Consider the following 19,118-nt stretch of genomic DNA (forward strand, 5'->3'; position numbering starts at 1 on the left):
GCGCGGGTTGCGGGCCTGTTTGTTGAGGCTACTTTCTATGGTCTATCTGAGCTAGAATAAGCGCCTTCTTACATGATATTGATTTCCTTCAATTTGACGCCTAAAGCCTATACCCGTTTGCTTGTTTTATTGTCTTTAGGCAATGCCTTGCCTGTGCTCGGCGCCATTGAGGCAACAACGATATGTCATCAGTTGCAGACTCCTGAGAGTCAACGACTGATACTCCAGGCACAGCAAATCGATTCCCAATCTGCCACCGACAACATGTTGCGAGGAGATGTGTTTGTCGGCTATCAAGGACAAGAGCTGTTTGCGCAGGATTTGAGCATCGATACGAAGACGCATATTGCTAAAACCGATGGCGAGTTTCGTCTACAAACCAGAAATCAAAAAATTTCCGGTGAACATGCGGTCATTGATCTGGATCAACAAAAAGTCACGGTTGAAAAAGTTGCCTATACCACGTGTATGTCAGACAAAAGTGAGTGGTCGTTGACTGGTGAGGACTTTACACTGGAGCAGCAGCAGAGTTTTGCCAGTGCCTACCATGTAAAACTGCGAGTGTTTGATGTGCCGATTGCCTATTTGCCCTATATCAGTTTTTCACTGGGGGAGCGGAAAAGCGGACTGCTGGCCCCCGAGTTTGGTAATTCCAGTCAGACAGGCGCGGACCTCGCTGTTCCGTATTACTGGAATATTGCGCCCAACTTCGATAGTACGATTACGCCACGCTATATGCAGAAACGCGGATTGATGTTGATCGATGAGTTCCGCTATTTAGGTATGGATAACAGAGGTAAGTTGTTGCTGGAGTTCATGACTCACGACTACGAAATGAAGACTTCTCGCGCCTATGCGCAATACGAGCATGAACAAAACATTGGCAACTACAGCCATTGGCGCACGCAAGTTTCGCATGTCACCGATACGCTATATTTTCATGATTATGGCACCAGTCTCGCGGGCGTCAGTCGGATCGCATTACGTCGATATAGTGAGTTCATGGGCGCGGGTAGTCGTTGGCAGCTACGGGCTTACGTGGATGATTACCAAAGTCTAAACAGTCAAGCAGAACCCTATCGCAGTCTGCCATTTGTGAACGGTATCGCCTATTACGCGCTGGGTCTGTTACAGGGTAGTATCGAGGGAAATTATCGCCTGCTCCAGCACAATGTTTTGGCGTCGAAGCAGATGGGGAATATTCGACCGCGTCTTTCATTCCTGGTTGATCGTGATCCGGGATTTTTACACCTGCAGGGTGGGCCGGACTGGTTATGGGCGCATTCCGCAGAAAACGGCATGGCGCAAACGCAAACGCCCTTTTTGAGGCTGGATGGCGGACTAAATTTCGACAGAATCAGCTCGGAAAGACTGGAAACCTTGCGACCACGAATCTTCTATTTCTGGCGACCATATGTGGATCAGAGTGAATTGCCGCAGGAGTTTAGCGCTGAAGCTGAATTCAGACCTGAAGCCTTGTTCGCTGAAAATCGTCTGTCTGGCAGTGAGTCATTGGCCGATGACCATCGCATCAGTATCGCGCTGGACTACCAGGCGGGATCGCTGCTGAGTGGTCGGCAGTGGCTAAACTCACGTCTGGCGCATTCCTATCTGTTAGCGGATCAACGCATCGGTGTAACGGAAGCTTTACTGGGAAAACAAGGAGATAATGTCTCCAGCCTGGAATTTGACTGGATACCGTCCGAAACCCTTGGAATACATGTCCTGGCCTTGCAAGATTGGCAAAAAGCGCAAGCCGGTCAGCTCCATTTTCGGGTAAAATACCGGGCCGAAGAGGAAGAGGCGAGTGTGACCTTCCTGGATTATGCGGATGGGAAGCAGATATTGACAGGTGCTCTGATCAAGAACGTCGGCCAGCAGTGGCGCCTGTTAGGTAAATCCACTTGGGACCCACAGCGTCAGGAAATGCAGGAACTACTCACCGGAATAGAGTTCCAAAATTGCTGCTGGCGCGTTCAGTTAACTGGCAAAGCCTTTCGTCGCGCACCTGATGTTGCGATGGACTATCAGGCAGGGCTATTGCTGGAACTCAAAGGTCTAACCGATATTGGAAAAGATAAATTTGATGAAATTAGAAAAAGTAGTTTCTAGGTGTTTGCTGGTGACGATGGTTAGTCTCGGCACCGTGCAGAGTTTGCATGCAAAAAGCGGCGATCTGGAGTTGTTGGACCGAATTGCGGCTATTGTTAACGACGACGTCATTACAGTGAATGGTCTTGAGCGCCAAGTTGAGCGCGTTCGTCAACAGATACGTCAACAGCAAACCATCGCGCCTCCCGTCAATGTGTTGCGTCGCCAGGTGCTGGAGCGCGAAATCAGCAAACATTTGCAGTTGCAGTTTGCACGCAATACCGGGATTTTTGTCGATGACAATGCATTGAACAGCACGATAGAAAATATCGCCGCGCAAAATAAAATGGACATACGCGAGTTTCGCCAGGTGCTCGAGAGCGATGGCGTTGCCTTTGATCAGTTCCGTGAAGATGTTCGCGATGAAATGATAATTGCCCGTTTACAGCAGCGGGAAGTTGTCAGTCGTATCTTGGTGACTGAACAGGAAGTAGAGAGTTTCATCGCAACGCAACAAGTTCAGGGCGCGTCTGATTCGGAGTTTCATATTTCCCATATTCTCATTGCGCTGCCCGAGGCCGCCAGTCCGGAAGTGATCGAGAAAAAGCGTAAACAGGCAGGAGAGATACTGAAAAACCTGCGCAAGGGTGCAGACTTTGCGCAAACGGCAATCAGTAGTTCAGATGGACAGCAAGCCTTGAAAGGTGGCGACCTCGGTTGGCGTCGTTCCGGGCAATTACCGACCTTGTTTTCACGTTTGTTACCACAAATGAAAAGCGGAGATATCAGCGACCTGATTCGCAGTCCGAGTGGATTTCACATTATCAAATTGAATGAGATGCGGCGTGGAGAACAGCACATTGTTACCCAAACACTGTCGCGACATATTCTGATCAAGCCAAGCGCATTGATTACCGAAACCGAAGCGATTAGTCGTTTGCGAAATCTACGTAATCGTATCCTCGATGGTGACAGTTTCGAAGAACTGGCTCGATCTCATAGCGAGGATAGAGTTTCGGCATCGGATGGCGGAAGCCTGGGCTGGAGTAATCCAGGTACCATGGTGCCTCAGTTTGAGGCAGTAGTGGATCAATTAAAGAAAAACCAGATCAGCGAGCCATTTCAATCGGCGTTTGGCTGGCATATCGTGCAATTGCTCGATCGACGCGAGCTCGACAATAGTGAAGAATATCAGCGTAACCAGGCAAGAGATTTTATTCGAGAAAGAAAGACAGAAGAGAATCGAGATACCTGGTTGCGTCAATTGCGTAGCGAGGCCTTTGTTGAAATTAAAATAGAAGACAGGCTGTAGCGTGAGCACATTGCCTCGTATCGCGGTGACGCCCGGCGAACCCGCGGGAATCGGTCCGGATATTTGTCTTAACCTGGCGAAACATGCGTTTGATGCGCAGTTGGTCTTCGTTACCGATATTCAACTCTTGCGTGAGCGTGCGCAGATGCTGAATGAGCAGGTGACGGTTATTCCCTGGGACGGTACTACACGAGCACATACGCCGGGTGTATTGTCGGTGCTGCAGGAAAACATGTTTACCAGCGTCCGCCCTGGTGAATTAGATGTGGCAAACGCGCAGTTTGTGTTGAATACGCTTGCCGTTGCGGTTGATGCCTGTCTGGATCACACCTTTGATGCCCTGGTAACCGGGCCAGTACAGAAAAGCGTTATCAACGACGCCGGCATAGTCTTTTCCGGGCACACGGAGTTTTTGGCGCAGCGATGTGAAGCGCCCTTGCCGGTGATGATGTTGACCACCGAAAATCTGCGTGTAGCGCTTGTCACTACCCATTTGCCGCTACGAGAAATTCCTCCACACATCACTCGTGCACGCGTCCAACAGGTTTTGGAAATTCTATATGCGGATTTGCAGAACAAATATGGCATAGACGATCCTGCGATTTTGGTCTGTGGACTCAATCCTCATGCCGGTGAAGATGGGCATCTTGGAACGGAAGAAATCACTGAGATTACGCCGGCGATAACGGAGTTGCGCGCGCGCGGCTGGAATATCACTGGCCCTCTTCCAGCAGACACCTTGTTCACCCCTCGTTATCTGGATGATGCGGATGCTGTGCTCGCCATGTATCACGATCAGGGTTTGCCGGTTTTGAAGTACGCGGGATTTGGCAACGCAATAAACGTAACCCTAGGGCTGCCTATCATTCGAACATCTGTCGATCATGGAACGGCGATGACTCTGGCGGGAAGCGGAAAAGCCAATGCCAATAGTTTGATATTGGCGGTTAATACGGCAATAGACATGATCAGGCGGCGTCGATGAAACATCAAGCACGTAAGCGATTTGGACAAAATTTTTTGCATGACCCAGCGGTTATCCAGCGCATAGTCTCATCGATTACGCCACGGCCGGATGATTGTATGGTCGAGATTGGGCCGGGCATGGGAGCGATTACGAGATCCTTGCTAGAGGCCTGTGGCGAATTGGATGTGGTCGAAATCGATAGAGATTTGATCCCGATTTTGGAGACTGAGCTCGCTGGTTTGGGTAAGTTGACCGTGCACAATGTCGATGCGCTGAAATTTGATTTCCGTACATTGCAACGTGACGAGTGTAAGCTACGTGTGGTTGGAAACTTGCCCTACAATATTTCTACACCGCTGGTGTTTCGTTTGATATCGCAGATTGAAGCGATTAAAGACATGCATTTTATGCTGCAAAAGGAAGTGGTGGATCGCATGATCGCACGGCCTGACAGTTCTGATTACGGAAGACTGAGCGTGATGTGTCAGTACCATTGCACCACGGAAAAGTTATTCGTCGTTTCGCCAGGTGCGTTTAATCCGCGACCGAAAGTCGACTCTGCCATTGTGCGTCTTATTCCACATCCTCGAATCGAACTTGTTGCAGATGACTATATTGAGTTCAGTCGCATGGTCAATCATTGTTTTACGCAACGTCGCAAGACGCTGCGCAACAATCTAAAAAACCTCTTGCCTGCTGAACACATCGAAGAATTGGGAATTGATCCAGGTACACGAGCGGAGACGCTAACAGTTAATCTGTTTGTGCAACTGGCCAACAGTATTACGGCTTTAAAGCGTTCTGTCTGATTTTAATTGCGGTGAGGAGGGGCAACGATGCTGATGTCTCGCCAGACGGATATCTTTGTTTTTGCCACAAATCGCTGAACATTTTTCATAATATTCTCTTGGCGTTTTACGATGCCCGGTCATTTGTTCGCAACGATTCTGACAGCTTGAGGCGCGTTGTTCGATGGACGTGATAGGGTTTTTCTTGCACCAGGATAAATCTAATTGTTGTTGTCTTTGTTGACGTGCTTTATCAGCAGCGGCAATGCGTTTCAATTTTTCTTCACTGTTGCATATAACGCGTTCACCATCAATTACGATGGAGCGTTTGTAAAAGCCGGTTTCAGTTTTTGGTATGTCCTTGGCGTAGCCAAACTCATGGCATTTTTCCAATGTGCTATTAAATCGCTGGACGACAGCTTTCGCACACTCACCCTTGACCAAAGTGTCACATTTTTCCCACGCCAGGCATTGTTGCTGCAAACCGGCTACGCATTCATCGCGACTAAAAGCAGGTAGCGTAGTCTCTGCTTTCTTTTCCTCTGTCGCGATAGTAGCGGTTGATGGCGTAATGTTGATGCCATGTATGCCAGACTCAATGTGGTCTTCCCCTCGAATGTGCAGTTTGCCACCGACGATGGCATCGCCACCAATGACAGCGTTGCCAGAGATGTTTGCGTCATCTTTTATATGCGCATTGTCTTGAACGCGCGCATTTCCATAGACGCGGGCATTGTCTGAAATAATGGCTTCGCCGCTAATCACCGCATTGCCGTATATACGAGCGTCGTCGAGTACGCTGGCGCTTCCACATACCGCGGCAGTTGCTGCGATACGCGCGCTAACGTCGACATCGGCAGAGTTTGATACAAAACCACCTTCTCGCGGGTTTTCATCTTGATAGTTAGTGAATATATATCCCTTTTCATCCGGGCATAGGGGCGAGCTTGCGGCCAGCGCATGATCCGTAAATACAAAGCTAAGTAGATACAAGATAGGGAGATTGATCAGATTTGGCTTTATGTAAAGTCGAATGTTTTGCATTCTGGTTCTGCCGTGAACAGGAAAGCGTATAAAGGGGATACAATGAGCGTGCCGTAGGCCTCATTTTACCTAATTCTGGCGTAAGGTGAAGAAGGAAATTGACTGCTGAAGTGAGTTGGCATGTTCATGCATCTCCTCCGAGGCGGCGGCGAGTTCTTCGGATGAGGCTGCATTTTTCTGCGCGATCTTACCAAGGTCTGACATAACGGTGTTGAGTTGTTTGACGCTGCCCGCTTGTTCATAACTGAAAGTCGCGATCTCTTGAACCAGTGTTGCGGTGTGGTCGATTTTTGGAAAAATCGCCTTGAGTAGTGAATTGGCATTTTCCGCAATGCCGACAGTGTTTTGAGTCAAGCTGACGATCTCCTGCGCAGACTTCTGACTAATTTCTGCCAGTTTCCGGACCTCGTCTGCCACCACGGAAAAGCCTCGGCCGTATTCACCGGCGCGGGCGGCTTCGATAGAGGCATTTAGTGCCAGCAAATTAGTCTTGTAAGCGATCTCTTCAATCATGGTAATCCGGTCGGCGATGAGATGCATGGCGGTCATCGTGTCTTCCATGGCCTCGCTACTCTGCGCAGCCATCTCGGAAGTTGTCTTCGCCGTGTCATTGGTCGTTTGCGCGTTCTCAGTGCTTTGGACTATGGTAGTCGTCATCTCCTCCAGTGAAGCATTTGTTTGCTCAACACTTGCGGCTTGCGCGCTTGATGCGGAGCTCAAGTGCGACGCTGTCTGACTGATATGCCTGGATGATGAGGCAACTGAGCTTGTGGTCTCCGCTACTTCCGTTATCACTTTCGACAGATGTACGAGCATGTTTTGCATTGATGCCAACAGGCGCCCAGTTTCGTCCTTGCTATCCACGACAATTTCCACGTCAAGTCTACCCTGGGACATTTCCGACGCGGCGTGTACCGCCTTTCCTATACGGTCAACAACTTCGCGTGTGATTAATAGTGCAAGCCCTGTCGCAACGATCAGAACGACTAACATGAGCACTACATGGCTGCTCGCGGATGTGCGGGCCGCTAAAGTTAGATCGCCAGTGAGCTGTATTAATTTCTCAGAGAGATGATCTTCGACCTTTTTTAGCAAATCTATCTTGCCAGATTGAAGATTGAACCAGTTTGTCGCGTCCACGCCGAATTCGCCAGTGTTGGCTTTGTCTGTCGCGATCTGACGCATGCGCTCCGTTTCAGTCATGTAGTGACCTTGCATCGTATCGACATAAAAGTCTTTTTGTTCCTCATTCGCCGACATCTGAAAAGTTTTGATGAAGGCGTCCTGCTCAGCCACGTTTGAAATGAAACGTTGAAATTCTCCTTTTTCGAATTCTTCACGGGCAAAGGCATTTGTTAGTATGGCGTGTTCAATACCTGCCAATTCCTTACCTAAAAGAAAATTAGTGTAACTGGTCGACATTCGGGTGATATCGGCGTTATTGCTTAGTTTGGGCAAAACGCCGATCATGTTGATTATCGCATTGCTGGCCTCAGTAAAACTGTGTACAGCATCTGTCGTGGATATTTCCAGGCGCAGCATTGCGTCACGTTTGTCGTCAATTCGAGCCAGGCTTTCATTTCCTGTTCTCAATTGCTGTTTGAATTCGGTTCCGAAATTGTCGAAATTAAACGCAGCAAGCGCGCTTAGATATTGCCCCGCTACTTCACGGGTGAGTTCTTGTTGAGCAGGAAGATGGTCGGCAAACTCAAATCCACGACTGCCAAGAAATCCGGCAGCCAATCCCCGTTCTTTCTGTAGTTCGTGAACCAAGGCTCCTGCCTTGACGGCAAGACTGGCAAGCGCGTCCATTTTTTCTAGTCTGTCGAGGCTTTGGAACTTATCTAAAATCGTGCTTGTGGACAAAAAGAACAATGCTGTTAACGGTAAGCAGGTAATCAACAATAGTTTATTCCTGATCGATAGATGTCGGAAAAAACGCATTTGCAAAACCTATGATTATTGAAGTGTTATTCTTTCGTGTTGCTCGTTTTTTAGCATCGCCAGGTGAAACACTATAATTTCCGGCGACCAGATATATTCTCGGTATGGTTATAGGAAACTTGAGAAGAACCGGGGTATTTGCCACTGAAAAGCGCAAAAGAAAACGTGATTTAGTAAGCCTATTGTTTTTGTGAGTGAGTAGACGGCCTAAAACTCAAGTAGATAAGTATGAATGCTCCCGCCATGATGACCATGTCGGCGACATTAAATATGCCTGTACGTAGTGAGCCAATACCGACATTTAGGAAGTCAACAACATGCCCATTACGAAACCCGCGATCGATGAGGTTACCCAGGCCACCGCCTAATAGCAGACACCAGGATAGCAATTCCAGCCCATTGACCTTCTTATTGATGAGTATATAGGCGAGCAAACCGATGAGAAATATAGCCGTAAGCACAATAAATATAGCGGTCCGTATTCCCTCGTCGAGGTTGCTGCCCATGCCCAGAAAAGCGCCTGTGTTTTCAGTTACGCCGAGGCGCAAGGTATCGCCAAGAAAACTGTAACGATCGCTGCCTATCCATTGTTGAGCAGCGACTTTGCTCAGTTGATCGGCGATTATGCTAACGAATATGACAGTGAAGATGTAGATGAGTCGTTTGATGTTTGTCTCCTTATTCACGAATCGCTTCAACCTGGAACCACAGTTTCATGGTATCGCCAATATTGGGTAATCCATATTTGCTACCAAACTCTGAACGTTTGATTTGAGTCTGCGCTTCCATGCCACACGTGTCTTTCTTGGACATAGGGTTCTTGCCGCAACGGATACGCGTAACTTCCAGTTGCACCGGACGTGTGACGCCGAGCATGGTTAAATCGCCCTCGACGATTGCCTGAGATTCGCCGGTAAACTTAAGATTGCGCGAATTGTATTTGATCTTTGGAAATTCCATAACATTGAGAAAGTCGGGAGAGCGGAGATGATCATCGCGCTTCTGATAGCCGGTAGATATCGATACGGCTGCAATCTCGATCGATACAAAGCCGTTATTGTTGTCCTTGTCTATCATTAGTCGGCCAGTTGTTTGATCAAACCGTCCATACAATGTCGAAAAATCCAGGTGATCGATGGCAAAGTGCGGGTAAGTATGAGTTGGATCGATTTCAAAATATTCCGGTTGCGCCTGGGCAATAGGCGTCGCCAGCATCAATAGACATAGCCAGTGTGTTTTGCGCATGGTTCCTCTCCTCATGAGTGTGTCTCTTATCGACCTGATTTTATTGTCGTTATGGCGAACGGCTTAAGTTACCAGCGCCGTCTGCGCGGTGCAAGCTTGCGTGTATATTTTCCTGCGTTACAATAGCGATCAACAAGAAAATCAATAAATGAAAAGAATAACGATGAAAAAAATATCTGCGCTCGTCCTCCTATTATGGTTTTCCAGCTGTAGCAACGACCCGGAACAAGGCATCTTCGTCGATGCGCCTGTCGAAGGGCTTGCCTACCACAGTGCGTCTCACGCTGGCCGCACCGGCGCGAATGGGGAGTTCGCCTATGAACCTCAGGAAAATATCCGATTTTCTCTTGCTAATCTGACGCTTGGCGAATCTCAAGCCAAGGCCGAGCTTAGTCCCTATGATCTCGTCAGTCGCCCTGATGGTTCGATAGACCTGGATAAACTTGCCAATATTGCCCGTTTGCTCCAAACCCTGGACAAAGATGAGAACGCGGAAAACGGTATCCAGTTACCGTCCATCGAGCCATCGAAACGTACGATCGACCTTGCCCAAGGCCGCCGTCAGTTTGAACAAGATCCAGAAGTACTGACTCTATTGGCGAGCGCTGGCAGAAATCAGGGTTTGATATCTGCTGGACAAGCACTCGTTCACCTCCAGCAACATACCAAGCGAGAATTGGCCGGCGAGACTTTCACTATTGGTGGTGTGATCACCGGACTTAGCGGCGACGTGGTCCTGGCAAATCATGGCGTCGAGCATCTGAATCTCTCTCAAAATGGAAACTTCGAATTCACGCTGCCTTTGTTAGATGGTGAAGACTATAAAGTTACTGTTGCTACTCAGCCGCAAAACGGTGAATGTAGCGTTCAAAATGGCGAAGGGCTAGTAGTTGGAGCCAATGTTAATTACATCATTGTCTTTTGTGACGGTGGTGACAATACAGCTTTAGCACGCATCAATCAGTTGCAAGGTGTGCTGGAGATTACCACTGTTAGTGGGTATCGCATTGTCGTTAATCGTAGCGGCGACATTCCGATTGCATTACCTGTGAACGAACGCAATAGCACTCGCTTTACAATCGATCGTCAACCGGAAGGGCAGTGGTGTACGCTGGCGTCGAATTCAAACTCGGATTTTCTTTTTGAGGTGCAATGCGTTGCCTACCTCTATCACGTAGGTGGGACTGCGAGTGGAATTAGTGGTGCCGTCAGTCTGAGGTTGAACAAACAGGAAACGATAGTCGTCAATCAAGATGGTGGGTTTGTCTTTGAAAAGACGTTTTCACCCAATGCGGAATTTTCCTTAGAAATTCTCACAACGCCTGTTGGTGTTTCTTGCGAACTATCTCAAGTGAGTGGAAAGCTGCACGAGGCGTCTGTTGACAATATTGCCCTCTCCTGTGCACCAAATGCGCACAAAATAACCGTGAAGGCAAATGGGCTGGTTAACGGTGGTCAGTATCAACCCCTGAATATTCGCAACAACGGACGTGTGCCAGATACTGATATGGGGAACGGCACTTATGTGTTTGATGTCGCCTACGGTCAATCCTATGACTTGAGTATTGTTAATGATCCGGTTGGTTTAAAGTGTACGTTGCCCTTGCAGTCCAATGGGATTGTCAGTGGCGATATAAACGGTCTACAAGTTCAATGTAGTAGTGATGTGTTTACCGTCGAGGTCACGGTTAATGGCCTGAGTAATCACAATAATGGTCTGATACAACAGTGGGTGTCTGGTGCTTCTTTAGAAAAAGTGTTTAGACTACGTAACCGCTTCGGACGTTATGGGATCGCAGATGATCAGTATGATGACTATAGTTTTACCTTCAATTATTTGAACGATGAGTCGTTTCAACTCTCAATAGAGGAACAGCCTGTTGGTCAGACCTGTTCATTCAATAATGCATCTTCGCCTCTCGTCTTGGATGGCAATATTCAGGGGGCATCTGTACAAGCTGAAATCACCTGTACGAGCAACGAATACAAACTAAACCTGCAAGCGCCTGCCTATCAATACAGCAGCGGAAACGGACCACTATCAGTTTCAGTGAATGGACAGTCGCTAGTCTTCAATGCCGATAGCAGTGTGCACCAGGTTACACTCGTACACGACCAAACCTATAGCATCACAGTCGATAGCCAGACGCCTAATGGGCAGGTGTGTAGTTTCTCTGGTTTATACACGGTCTCTGGAAAAATTCTCGATGCCGATATTGGCGTTAACATAGCCTGTGAAAATAAGGCATTCAGCATAAATGGCGCACTGCTGAACTATGTGCCAACGGCCGGCGTGAGCGACGATCTACAATTAAACATCAGCGGACTCACCCGAGGCGACTCCTCGAACGCGCAAATTACGACAGATCATGGCGTAGGAGAATTCACTGGCCAAGTGACCCACGGACAAACCTATCGCGTAACTATCAATTCTCCCGCCGGGCAGACCTGTCTATTCGACACAGGCGCAACGACCAGTGTCGGCTATGACGTGTTGATTGATGCGGCGAATGGGAATACAGCAGACATTGTGTGTACGAATAATTCGGTTCAGTTAACGGTGAGTTTGACCGGGTTTTCGAATACGCGTTCGAATGAAAGTTTTATCTATTCTCTTAGAAGTAGAGTTTTAGATGAGACATTAAGCCCTGGATACGATACGCCTATTGATATTTCCGCGATCATTAATCGGGCGGTAGTGAATCATATGCGCTCCCACACTATTCATTACAACCAATCATATGTTGTTACTCAAGAGGTCAAGCCCAAAGGTCAGACCTGTGTTGCACAAGGAAGTACTTCGGGACTAGTTGGGGCAGAGAATATCGCAATCAATTATGTATGTACTAACGATGCCAGGACCGTAGCGATTACGATTAGTGATTTTCTGAACAGACAAGACAATGGCAGTTTCGCTATAAATTATGAACTTGATGGCAGTCCGGCGCAGAGTCAGAACGTGGAGACAAATGGTGTGCAATCGATAGACGCCTACTACGATACCAACTTCGACCTCTTGCTTAGTACCCTAAACGGACAATCCTGCGAGTTTGTTAGCCCAGCAAGCGGTATAACGCTTAGTAATAGCAACCGACAAGCCTCTGGCATTGTCGGCGTTGAGAACGTGACGGCATTCACCGTCGCCTGTACCAATAAGATGTTTAGTATTGCCGTTGACGATTCCGCGTTGCCTGTTGGATCAAGTTTTTCTATCGTAGACGACAATTCACAATTGGTGGCCATACAGACCGGTGCCGGTGGAAATCGATATTTTACGGGGGAATACACAAAGTCTTACCAGGCATCCCTCAGCAACATTCCTTCCTATAAAGAATGCGGCGTTAATGATGTAGCGACGAGTAGCGCGAGTCACGAAGTCGTGACCTCGATTAGCTTGCCAGTATTTGAAGTAAAGTGTGTCGATAAATTGTACGAGCTCTCCGTTACCACGGACGCGTCAATCTCGCCCGAACAGACAATAGATGTGACCTTGGGGGGAGAGACCATATCGGTTATCGGTTCCAGTACCAGGGTTTTTGCCAATAAGTTTGCCTTCGGCACGGGAATAGATATTTCACTTGATGCTCCTCCTGGCGGCGGGATGTGCTTAGCTTATAGGACGGATAACGACGAGTTGCTTAGCGGTAATAATACGATGCCTGCCGGTGACCTGTTGCTTGAAATACGTTGTCGGATTTCTCACACGGTTACGCTAGACGTTTCGGGTGTAGAATTCGGAAAATCGCTCGGCGTAGAAGTTTGGCATGTGGATAACGTCAGTGAAGTCGCTGATGCACAATGGCTGCTCGACAATGACGAATCCGAGCCGGGGCTTGGCTTTCCCACACGGTCATTTCACGTATCAGGCCTCGTGGATAGAGGTGTCTATAGCGTTGTTTTAGGGAATATACCTGCAGAGCAACGCTGTAAAATCACATCCCCTGCTGATTACGCTAGCTTCTCACTCGATAGAGACGTGAATATTTCTGTTGAGTGTCTGCCTGCATTTACGATTAGTGGGATCTTGTACGAACCCGCCATTTCTTATGGCGTCACTATTTCCGATTCCCTACATCCGGAAAGCACATTCACCGTTTCAGAATCAGACGCTATATCGGCGAGTAGAAGACGTCCCTACCGCTTGAGTGCACAGTACATAGAAGGTGATAGCTTTTCTTTGGCCTTGTCTAATGCCAATTGTCGATTTGTGAATTCCACAAACTCGAGCGGTACCATTACAAAGACAATTAACGATTTCGATATTATTTGTCTTACTGATATTGTGGTGTCGGAAGCAAAAATAGCCGCAAATAACTCTGGTCTTAGTGCCTGTATCACTGCCGCCGATACCGACTCTACACTATCGGTAAGTTCTATTGATTGCCCCTATCTCTACACGCTGCAGGGGCTTGAGTATTTTGATTCAGTATCACTGTTTTCCAACGCAAACACGCCAGTCATTGACCTTACCCCAGTTTCGCATCTGCGTTTGTTGAATACATCTGACACTTATTACGGTACACCAATCGAATATTTGGGGCTAATATCAAGAAGCGCCCTAGTGACTACAAATTTTTCAGATTTGACCAGCACGATAGTCGATGCCAACCTCAAACAATGCATAGAACAAAACATACTCGATAGACAATACCGTGGTAATAATGAAATCGTCGAGCTGGTTTGCGATGCAGAGAGAACAGGAATTATTCGCTCATTGAGTGGAGTGGGTGTCCTACGCAAGCTCAAGCGTCTCGAATTGATCGGGCACGATATTGCGGATTTGTCACCTCTCGTCGATTTAACCCTCTTGCCAAACAAGTTTGAGCAGCACTTCGAAGAAATCGTTATCACAAGTAATATTAGCTCGCTTGATATCACTCCATTGGGTCAAATTTCGTCGTTAACGAGTATTTCTATTGCCAATGCTTCGGTCGTCGATGTCTCTCCGGTTCTTCTTCTAAAGGACCTGACTTTTCTTGATCTTTCAAACAATTCTATTGAAGAGATACGAAACCCGAGCCAGCGCGAGTCCGCTTTGTTTTACCCACCCTTAGCGGAATATGTCGATCTGCGCGGTCAAAACAGCACAAGAAATTTATCGCAGATATTTGCGAGCGTCGCGTCTAGAGCACAGCTTGCCAATAGCGGTGACTATCTACATGATCCGTTTAACCCGAGCATGTCGGCTTACGACAATGGTAAGACATCATATAGCGTCAATGAGTTAAACAAGCCAATACCGGATAATACGAGAGAAGGTGTCGTCAGCGCTATCCGCATGCAGGGCGAAACGACGAATAACGGCGCAAAGATAACAGTGAATTTTACGCATCCAAGTTTGAATAATATTGATATCTATGTCGGTGCGCCCGCAAGTGCAAGTGTTCGCATTGTCAACAAAGGTGTCGCTCAAGCTGATACAGTCGTCAGTGGAGGCCCTACCTATCAAGTCACCTACACGATGCCAACTGTGAGTCAGTGGAACGGGGCGTGGTATGTGAAAGTACTAGACCGTACAAATAGTGAAACAGGAACGTTTGATTCCTGGTCCATAGAAGAAATCATTCCGTAGGCGATGGCTACTCAGAAGAAGCCTGGTTCATAGACTCTCCAAACTTCCCGTCATTAATAATCTTTGCGGGTGGAAGACTGGAGACAGGGCTTAACCAGGCAAGCAGAGGCGTCCATTGTTGAAGATCTTTTTCAGCCATACGGCGATTGATTTCGAAGATGCTCAATCCCGACTGGATTGCGCGAATATAATTTTGTGAATCCCTCAAGGTAGTGAGAAACGGAATCTCCAACTCCAGTAGAAACTTCTCCAGGCTTTGAAAAATACGCGTGTTAATGCGGACGCGGTTGGCGACAACTCCCAAACGCTGTTTTTTTATATCAAACATATCACCACTGAGAATTTCGTATACCAATTCACCGGTGGCGCGAATGTCCAGGATAGATGGTAGTACGGGAATAATAATGACATCGGCGAGACGTACGAGCTCGCGCAAATGCAGTCCGCGTACCCCGGCAGGTGTGTCGATGACCAGGTATTCCGCCCCCGCCACTTCGGCAGCATTGAAATCTACATTTTTTGTAGAAAAAATCGGGTCAGCTTCTTTGGGGCGGTCCTTCAGCCAGCCTTCAAAAGACTTTTGCGGATCGAGATCAGCGGCGAATACCTTAATTCCCCAACATGCATAATAGGCGGCCAGATTGGTGGCAATCGTGGATTTCCCGGATCCACCCTTGGAATTGAGTATCAAAAATTTTTTCATTGTTTAGCTCCCCATCGAGGTAAACAACGAAAATGCAGAATATATACCGACGACCTTGCGTGGCGGCCTAGAGATTTCTCATTAAGAGGCCGAGGTCGGCCTTTTCTACGGGCAAGTGCAATACCACTTGATAACCGCTTCCCGGCGCGACATCCATACCGTTTCCCTTGGTGTCCTCCAGGTTGTCCAAGTGGAACTGCAAGTTTCCCTCTGGCAGCATGAGTTCCATAGAATCACCTTTACAAAAGCGGTTTTTGACGTCGACGACAGCCTTGCCCGAAGCTTTATCGAAAGACAGGATTTCACCGACGAACTGTTGCTTATCGATGACGGAATTGCCAGTGTTATAGTTCTGATATTCCTCAGGGACGTGGCGGCGATAGAAGCCTTCCGTGTAACCGCGATTGGCAAGATTATCCAGTTCAGACATCAAGGACATGTCGAAAGGTTTACCCGCCAGCGCATTGTCGATGGCACGACGATAAACCTGAGCGGTGCGCGCGGTGTAATAATGCGACTTGGTGCGACCCTCAATCTTCAGCGAGTCCACGCCAATCTCGATAAGCTTGCCTACGTGTTGTACGGCACGCAGATCCTTGGAATTCATGATATAAGTGCCGTGTTCGTCTTCGAAAATCGGCATCATTTCGCCGGGGCGCCCGCCTTCTTCCAGCATGAATATTTCTTGCGACTTTTCTGGTTGAAACATCACAGGTTGTGCCTGTTGAAGTGGCGATGTTTGTGGCTGGGTTTTCGCTTTAATATCGCCGCTCAGATCTTCCTCTGCTTGTACGACCTTGTAGTCCCAGCGGCAGGAATTGGTACAGGTACCTTGATTTGGATCACGGTGGTTAAAATATCCAGATAACAGGCATCGACCGGAATAGGCAATACACAGTGCACCGTGTACAAAAACTTCCAGCTCAGTGTCCGGACACTGCTGGCGTATTTCAGTAATTTCTTCCAGTGAAAGTTCTCGCGACAGTATGACTCGTTCGATTCCGATGCTAGCCCAGAACTTCACTGCCGCGTAATTTACCGTATTGGCTTGTACCGAAAGATGTATGGTTTGTTCCGGCCAACGCTCGCGCACCATCATAATTAAACCCGGATCGGACATAATTAGCGCATCGGGACCCATCGCAATCACCGGTTCCATGTCGCGAATATATGTCTTTAATTTCGCATTGTGGGGCATGAGGTTGCTCGCCACAAAGAAGCGTTTTCCCAGAGCATGAGCTTCATCAATGCCTGTTTTCAGGTTCTCAAGGGTGAAATCATTATTGCGTACACGAAGACTGTATCGCGGCTGGCCGGCGTAAACCGCGTCGGCGCCGTATGCAAAGGCATAACGCATATTCTTGATGGTGCCGGCTGGAGAAAGTAACTCAGACATAACTAATTGATTGCCAAAGAATTTAAAGAGGTCTAATTCCGGGGTATTTTACTATGAAAACGCTCGGGATACGACATAAATCCTGCTTCCATTGATATCAGTTGGTCGCAAGAACAGGCCATATGTCCTGATTTTGTTTCCCCGGTACGATATTCCGTGCGTGTCTTTTATACTGAAACACAATACAATTTTTTCTTTTGAACAAGTAGTTAGGTAATCGATATGATCAAAGTCGGAGTGGTCGGAGGAACCGGTTATACCGGGGTGGAGTTGTTGCGGATACTGGCGGTGCATCCCCAGGTGCAATTGCAGGCGGTTACTTCCCGATCTGAGGCAGGCATGCCTGTTAGCGAGATGTTTTCCAATCTACGCGGATATGTCGATATCCCTTTCACTGAGCCAGACCCGAAGGTGTTGAACCAGTGCGACATCGTATTTTTCGCAACACCGAATGGCACAGCGATGAATATGGCGTCTGAATTACTTGAAGCCGGCGTTAAACTTATTGATTTAGCAGCTGATTTTCGGCTTAAACAGGCCCAGGAATGGGAGCAATGGTATGGCATGCCCCATGCTTGTGCTCACTTGTTAGAAGAGGCCGTTTATGGGCTACCGGAAGTGAATCGCAGCGAGATCGCGAAAGCCAGACTGGTGGCGAATCCTGGGTGCTATCCGACAGCCGTGCAACTTGGGTTTATTCCTCTTTTAGAACATGGGCTTGTAGAGCCTGCTGGCTTGATAGCCGACACAAAATCAGGCGTAAGCGGAGCAGGGCGCAAAGCCAGCGTGGCGCACTTATTGTGTGAAGCGAGTGAGAGCTTTAAAGCCTACGCCGTCGGAGGGCACAGACACCTGCCAGAAATTCGACAGGGCCTTGAGCAAGTAGTCAATCGTTCAGTTGGATTGACCTTTGTCCCACACTTGACGCCAATGATACGCGGAATTCATGCAACGCTATACGCGAAGCTAATAAAACCTGCGCAAGATGTCGATCTACAAGCTATATATGAACAACGGTACCGTTCAGAGTTTTTTGTGGATGTAATGCCCAAGGGGGCACATCCCGAGACGCGTAGTGTGAAGGGCAGCAATATGTGTCGTATTGCGGTTCACCGACCACAGGGCGGTGATACGGTAGTAGTACTGTCAGTAATCGACAATTTGGTGAAAGGCGCAGCGGGACAAGCGGTGCAGAATATGAACATTATGTGTGGGTTTGAAGAGCAGCTTGGTATAAGCGCGCCTGCATTACTTCCGTAAAATTAGAGGGGAGTTCTGACTATATATGAAACGATCGGGGAGTTTGGTAGTAAAACATCACTCGCCTTTACAGCGATGGGGCATGCTTCTGGGCAGTATTCTGGCCATGTTAAGTATCAGTTGGGGACTTTATATCTACGGCAAAAAGAATGCAGGATATGATCAACTAGAGGCGAGTGCGATGGAAGACCGCCTGCGGACGACGATTGAAAGTCTGAAGCAGGAGCGAGACAACCTGCGCGATCAGATCGCTCTGTTGGAACGTTCAAACCAAATGGACAAACAGGCTTATGTCGAGGTAGATGTGAACCTCAAATCCTTGCAGGAAGAAATACTCGAACTGCGGGAAGAAGTTTCTTTCTACCGGGGAATTGTGTCGCCTAACGAGAGCTCAGCCGGGCTGCGTGTCGAGCGTATACGGGTGTCGCAATCGGGGGAAGACCGGCTCTATCACTACGAATTAGTGTTGTCCCAGGTGCTGAAAAATGATCGCACGGTGAGTGGGCAAGCCGAATTTGTGATCGATGGTTTACAGGACGGGCGTCCGCGAGAGTTAGACCTGTCGGATGTTGCCGTGAAGGGTAAGCGAAATCTAGGCTTTAAATTCAAGTACTTCCAAAAATTTGATGGCGATATTGAACTACCGGAAGGATATACCCCCAGAAGTATTCAAATAAGTGTGCGCGCGAGCCGACAAAAACAAATAGAGAGTTCTTTTGATTGGGCCTCCGTAACCTCTACCAATGATGCGTCGCTAAAGAGTGCGGAGACGGCAAGTACGCTGCAATAGTAGGGA

Annotated in this window: 13 protein-coding genes; 7 read left to right on the forward strand and 6 right to left on the reverse strand. The window is 48.1% G+C overall.

Translation table 11 applies throughout. The features are described 5' to 3' along the window. Window positions 1–72 precede the first annotated feature (72 nt). Genes lptD through rsmA form a run of 4 tightly spaced genes read left to right on the forward strand, consistent with a single transcriptional unit; the run spans window position 73 to window position 5,179 of the window. On the forward strand, window positions 73–2,112 hold the full coding sequence (gene lptD, locus OEZ43_16915; GenBank protein MDH5547269.1) for an LPS assembly protein LptD: 2,040 nt from the start codon (window positions 73–75) through the stop codon (window positions 2,110–2,112). 16 nt (window positions 2,113–2,128) lie between these two features. After that, the gene (locus tag OEZ43_16920; protein ID MDH5547270.1) at window positions 2,129–3,403 is read left to right on the forward strand and encodes a peptidylprolyl isomerase; all 1,275 of its coding nucleotides are present in this window, start codon (window positions 2,129–2,131) and stop codon (window positions 3,401–3,403) included. Window position 3,404: 1 nt separating this feature from the next. After that, complete coding sequence (gene pdxA / locus OEZ43_16925) at window positions 3,405–4,388, forward strand: 4-hydroxythreonine-4-phosphate dehydrogenase PdxA (GenBank protein MDH5547271.1); 984 nt, start codon at window positions 3,405–3,407, stop codon at window positions 4,386–4,388. Further along, entirely contained in the window at window positions 4,385–5,179 is a 795-nt protein-coding gene (gene rsmA / locus OEZ43_16930; protein ID MDH5547272.1) for a 16S rRNA (adenine(1518)-N(6)/adenine(1519)-N(6))-dimethyltransferase RsmA, read from the forward strand. Before pdxA ends, rsmA begins: the two co-directional genes overlap by 4 nt. On the opposite strand, the gene OEZ43_16935 is transcribed toward rsmA, so the two are convergent. The 4 genes from OEZ43_16935 to OEZ43_16950 all read right to left on the reverse strand — a co-directional run bounded on the left by OEZ43_16935 (window position 5,162) and on the right by OEZ43_16950 (window position 9,391). Further along, window positions 5,162–6,202: a hypothetical protein gene (locus OEZ43_16935; protein ID MDH5547273.1), complete on the reverse strand. Its 1,041-nt coding sequence runs from the start codon at window positions 6,200–6,202 to the stop codon at window positions 5,162–5,164. The two genes, rsmA and OEZ43_16935, sit on opposite strands and share 18 nt — an antisense overlap. 69 nt (window positions 6,203–6,271) lie before the next feature. After that, window positions 6,272–8,107, reverse strand: a complete 1,836-nt coding sequence (locus OEZ43_16940; GenBank protein ID MDH5547274.1) for a methyl-accepting chemotaxis protein — start codon at window positions 8,105–8,107, stop codon at window positions 6,272–6,274. 218 nt (window positions 8,108–8,325) lie between these two features. After that, complete coding sequence (lspA, locus tag OEZ43_16945; GenBank protein MDH5547275.1) at window positions 8,326–8,832, reverse strand: signal peptidase II; 507 nt, start codon at window positions 8,830–8,832, stop codon at window positions 8,326–8,328. Then, window positions 8,825–9,391: a YceI family protein gene (locus tag OEZ43_16950; GenBank protein MDH5547276.1), complete on the reverse strand. Its 567-nt coding sequence runs from the start codon at window positions 9,389–9,391 to the stop codon at window positions 8,825–8,827. Before OEZ43_16950 ends, lspA begins: the two co-directional genes overlap by 8 nt. A gap of 163 nt (window positions 9,392–9,554) precedes the next feature. On the opposite strand from OEZ43_16950, the gene OEZ43_16955 reads away from it, so the two are divergent. Further along, complete coding sequence (locus OEZ43_16955) at window positions 9,555–14,963, forward strand: proprotein convertase P-domain-containing protein (protein MDH5547277.1); 5,409 nt, start codon at window positions 9,555–9,557, stop codon at window positions 14,961–14,963. Between the two features lie 7 nt (window positions 14,964–14,970). Here the strand turns inward: OEZ43_16955 and OEZ43_16960 are convergent, their stop codons facing one another. Then, the gene (locus OEZ43_16960; GenBank protein MDH5547278.1) at window positions 14,971–15,666 is read right to left on the reverse strand and encodes a ParA family protein; all 696 of its coding nucleotides are present in this window, start codon (window positions 15,664–15,666) and stop codon (window positions 14,971–14,973) included. A gap of 67 nt (window positions 15,667–15,733) precedes the next feature. After that, a complete protein-coding gene (gene yegQ, locus OEZ43_16965; GenBank protein MDH5547279.1) occupies window positions 15,734–17,062 on the reverse strand; it encodes a tRNA 5-hydroxyuridine modification protein YegQ in 1,329 nt (442 codons plus the stop codon). A gap of 222 nt (window positions 17,063–17,284) precedes the next feature. Between yegQ and argC the strand changes: the two genes are divergently transcribed. Both argC and OEZ43_16975 read left to right on the forward strand, forming a co-directional pair. Further along, window positions 17,285–18,322 (forward strand): N-acetyl-gamma-glutamyl-phosphate reductase, encoded by a 1,038-nt coding sequence (gene argC / locus OEZ43_16970; protein ID MDH5547280.1) that lies wholly within the window; start codon window positions 17,285–17,287, stop codon window positions 18,320–18,322. A gap of 25 nt (window positions 18,323–18,347) precedes the next feature. Then, window positions 18,348–19,112 carry a hypothetical protein gene (locus OEZ43_16975; protein MDH5547281.1) on the forward strand — a complete coding sequence of 255 codons (765 nt, stop codon included), beginning with the start codon at window positions 18,348–18,350 and terminating at the stop codon, window positions 19,110–19,112. Window positions 19,113–19,118 lie beyond the last annotated feature (6 nt).

It is taken from the genome of Gammaproteobacteria bacterium (genome assembly GCA_029881255.1).
Classification (GTDB): domain Bacteria; phylum Pseudomonadota; class Gammaproteobacteria; order S012-40; family S012-40; genus JAOUMY01.

Excerpts from the sequence above, each read along its gene's own strand:
- OEZ43_16935 (MDH5547273.1), bottom strand. The coding sequence starts at position 6,202 with ATGCAAAACATTCGACTTTACATAAAGCCAAATCTGATCAATCTCCCT.
- OEZ43_16950 (MDH5547276.1), bottom strand. The coding sequence starts at position 9,391 with ATGCGCAAAACACACTGGCTATGTCTATTGATGCTGGCGACGCCTATT.
- OEZ43_16920 (MDH5547270.1), top strand. The coding sequence starts at position 2,129 with ATGGTTAGTCTCGGCACCGTGCAGAGTTTGCATGCAAAAAGCGGCGAT.
- OEZ43_16975 (MDH5547281.1), top strand. The coding sequence starts at position 18,348 with ATGAAACGATCGGGGAGTTTGGTAGTAAAACATCACTCGCCTTTACAG.
- OEZ43_16955 (MDH5547277.1), top strand. The coding sequence starts at position 9,555 with ATGAAAAAAATATCTGCGCTCGTCCTCCTATTATGGTTTTCCAGCTGT.
- lptD (MDH5547269.1), top strand. The coding sequence starts at position 73 with ATGATATTGATTTCCTTCAATTTGACGCCTAAAGCCTATACCCGTTTG.
- argC (MDH5547280.1), top strand. The coding sequence starts at position 17,285 with ATGATCAAAGTCGGAGTGGTCGGAGGAACCGGTTATACCGGGGTGGAG.
- OEZ43_16960 (MDH5547278.1), bottom strand. The coding sequence starts at position 15,666 with ATGAAAAAATTTTTGATACTCAATTCCAAGGGTGGATCCGGGAAATCC.
- rsmA (MDH5547272.1), top strand. The coding sequence starts at position 4,385 with ATGAAACATCAAGCACGTAAGCGATTTGGACAAAATTTTTTGCATGAC.
- yegQ (MDH5547279.1), bottom strand. The coding sequence starts at position 17,062 with ATGTCTGAGTTACTTTCTCCAGCCGGCACCATCAAGAATATGCGTTAT.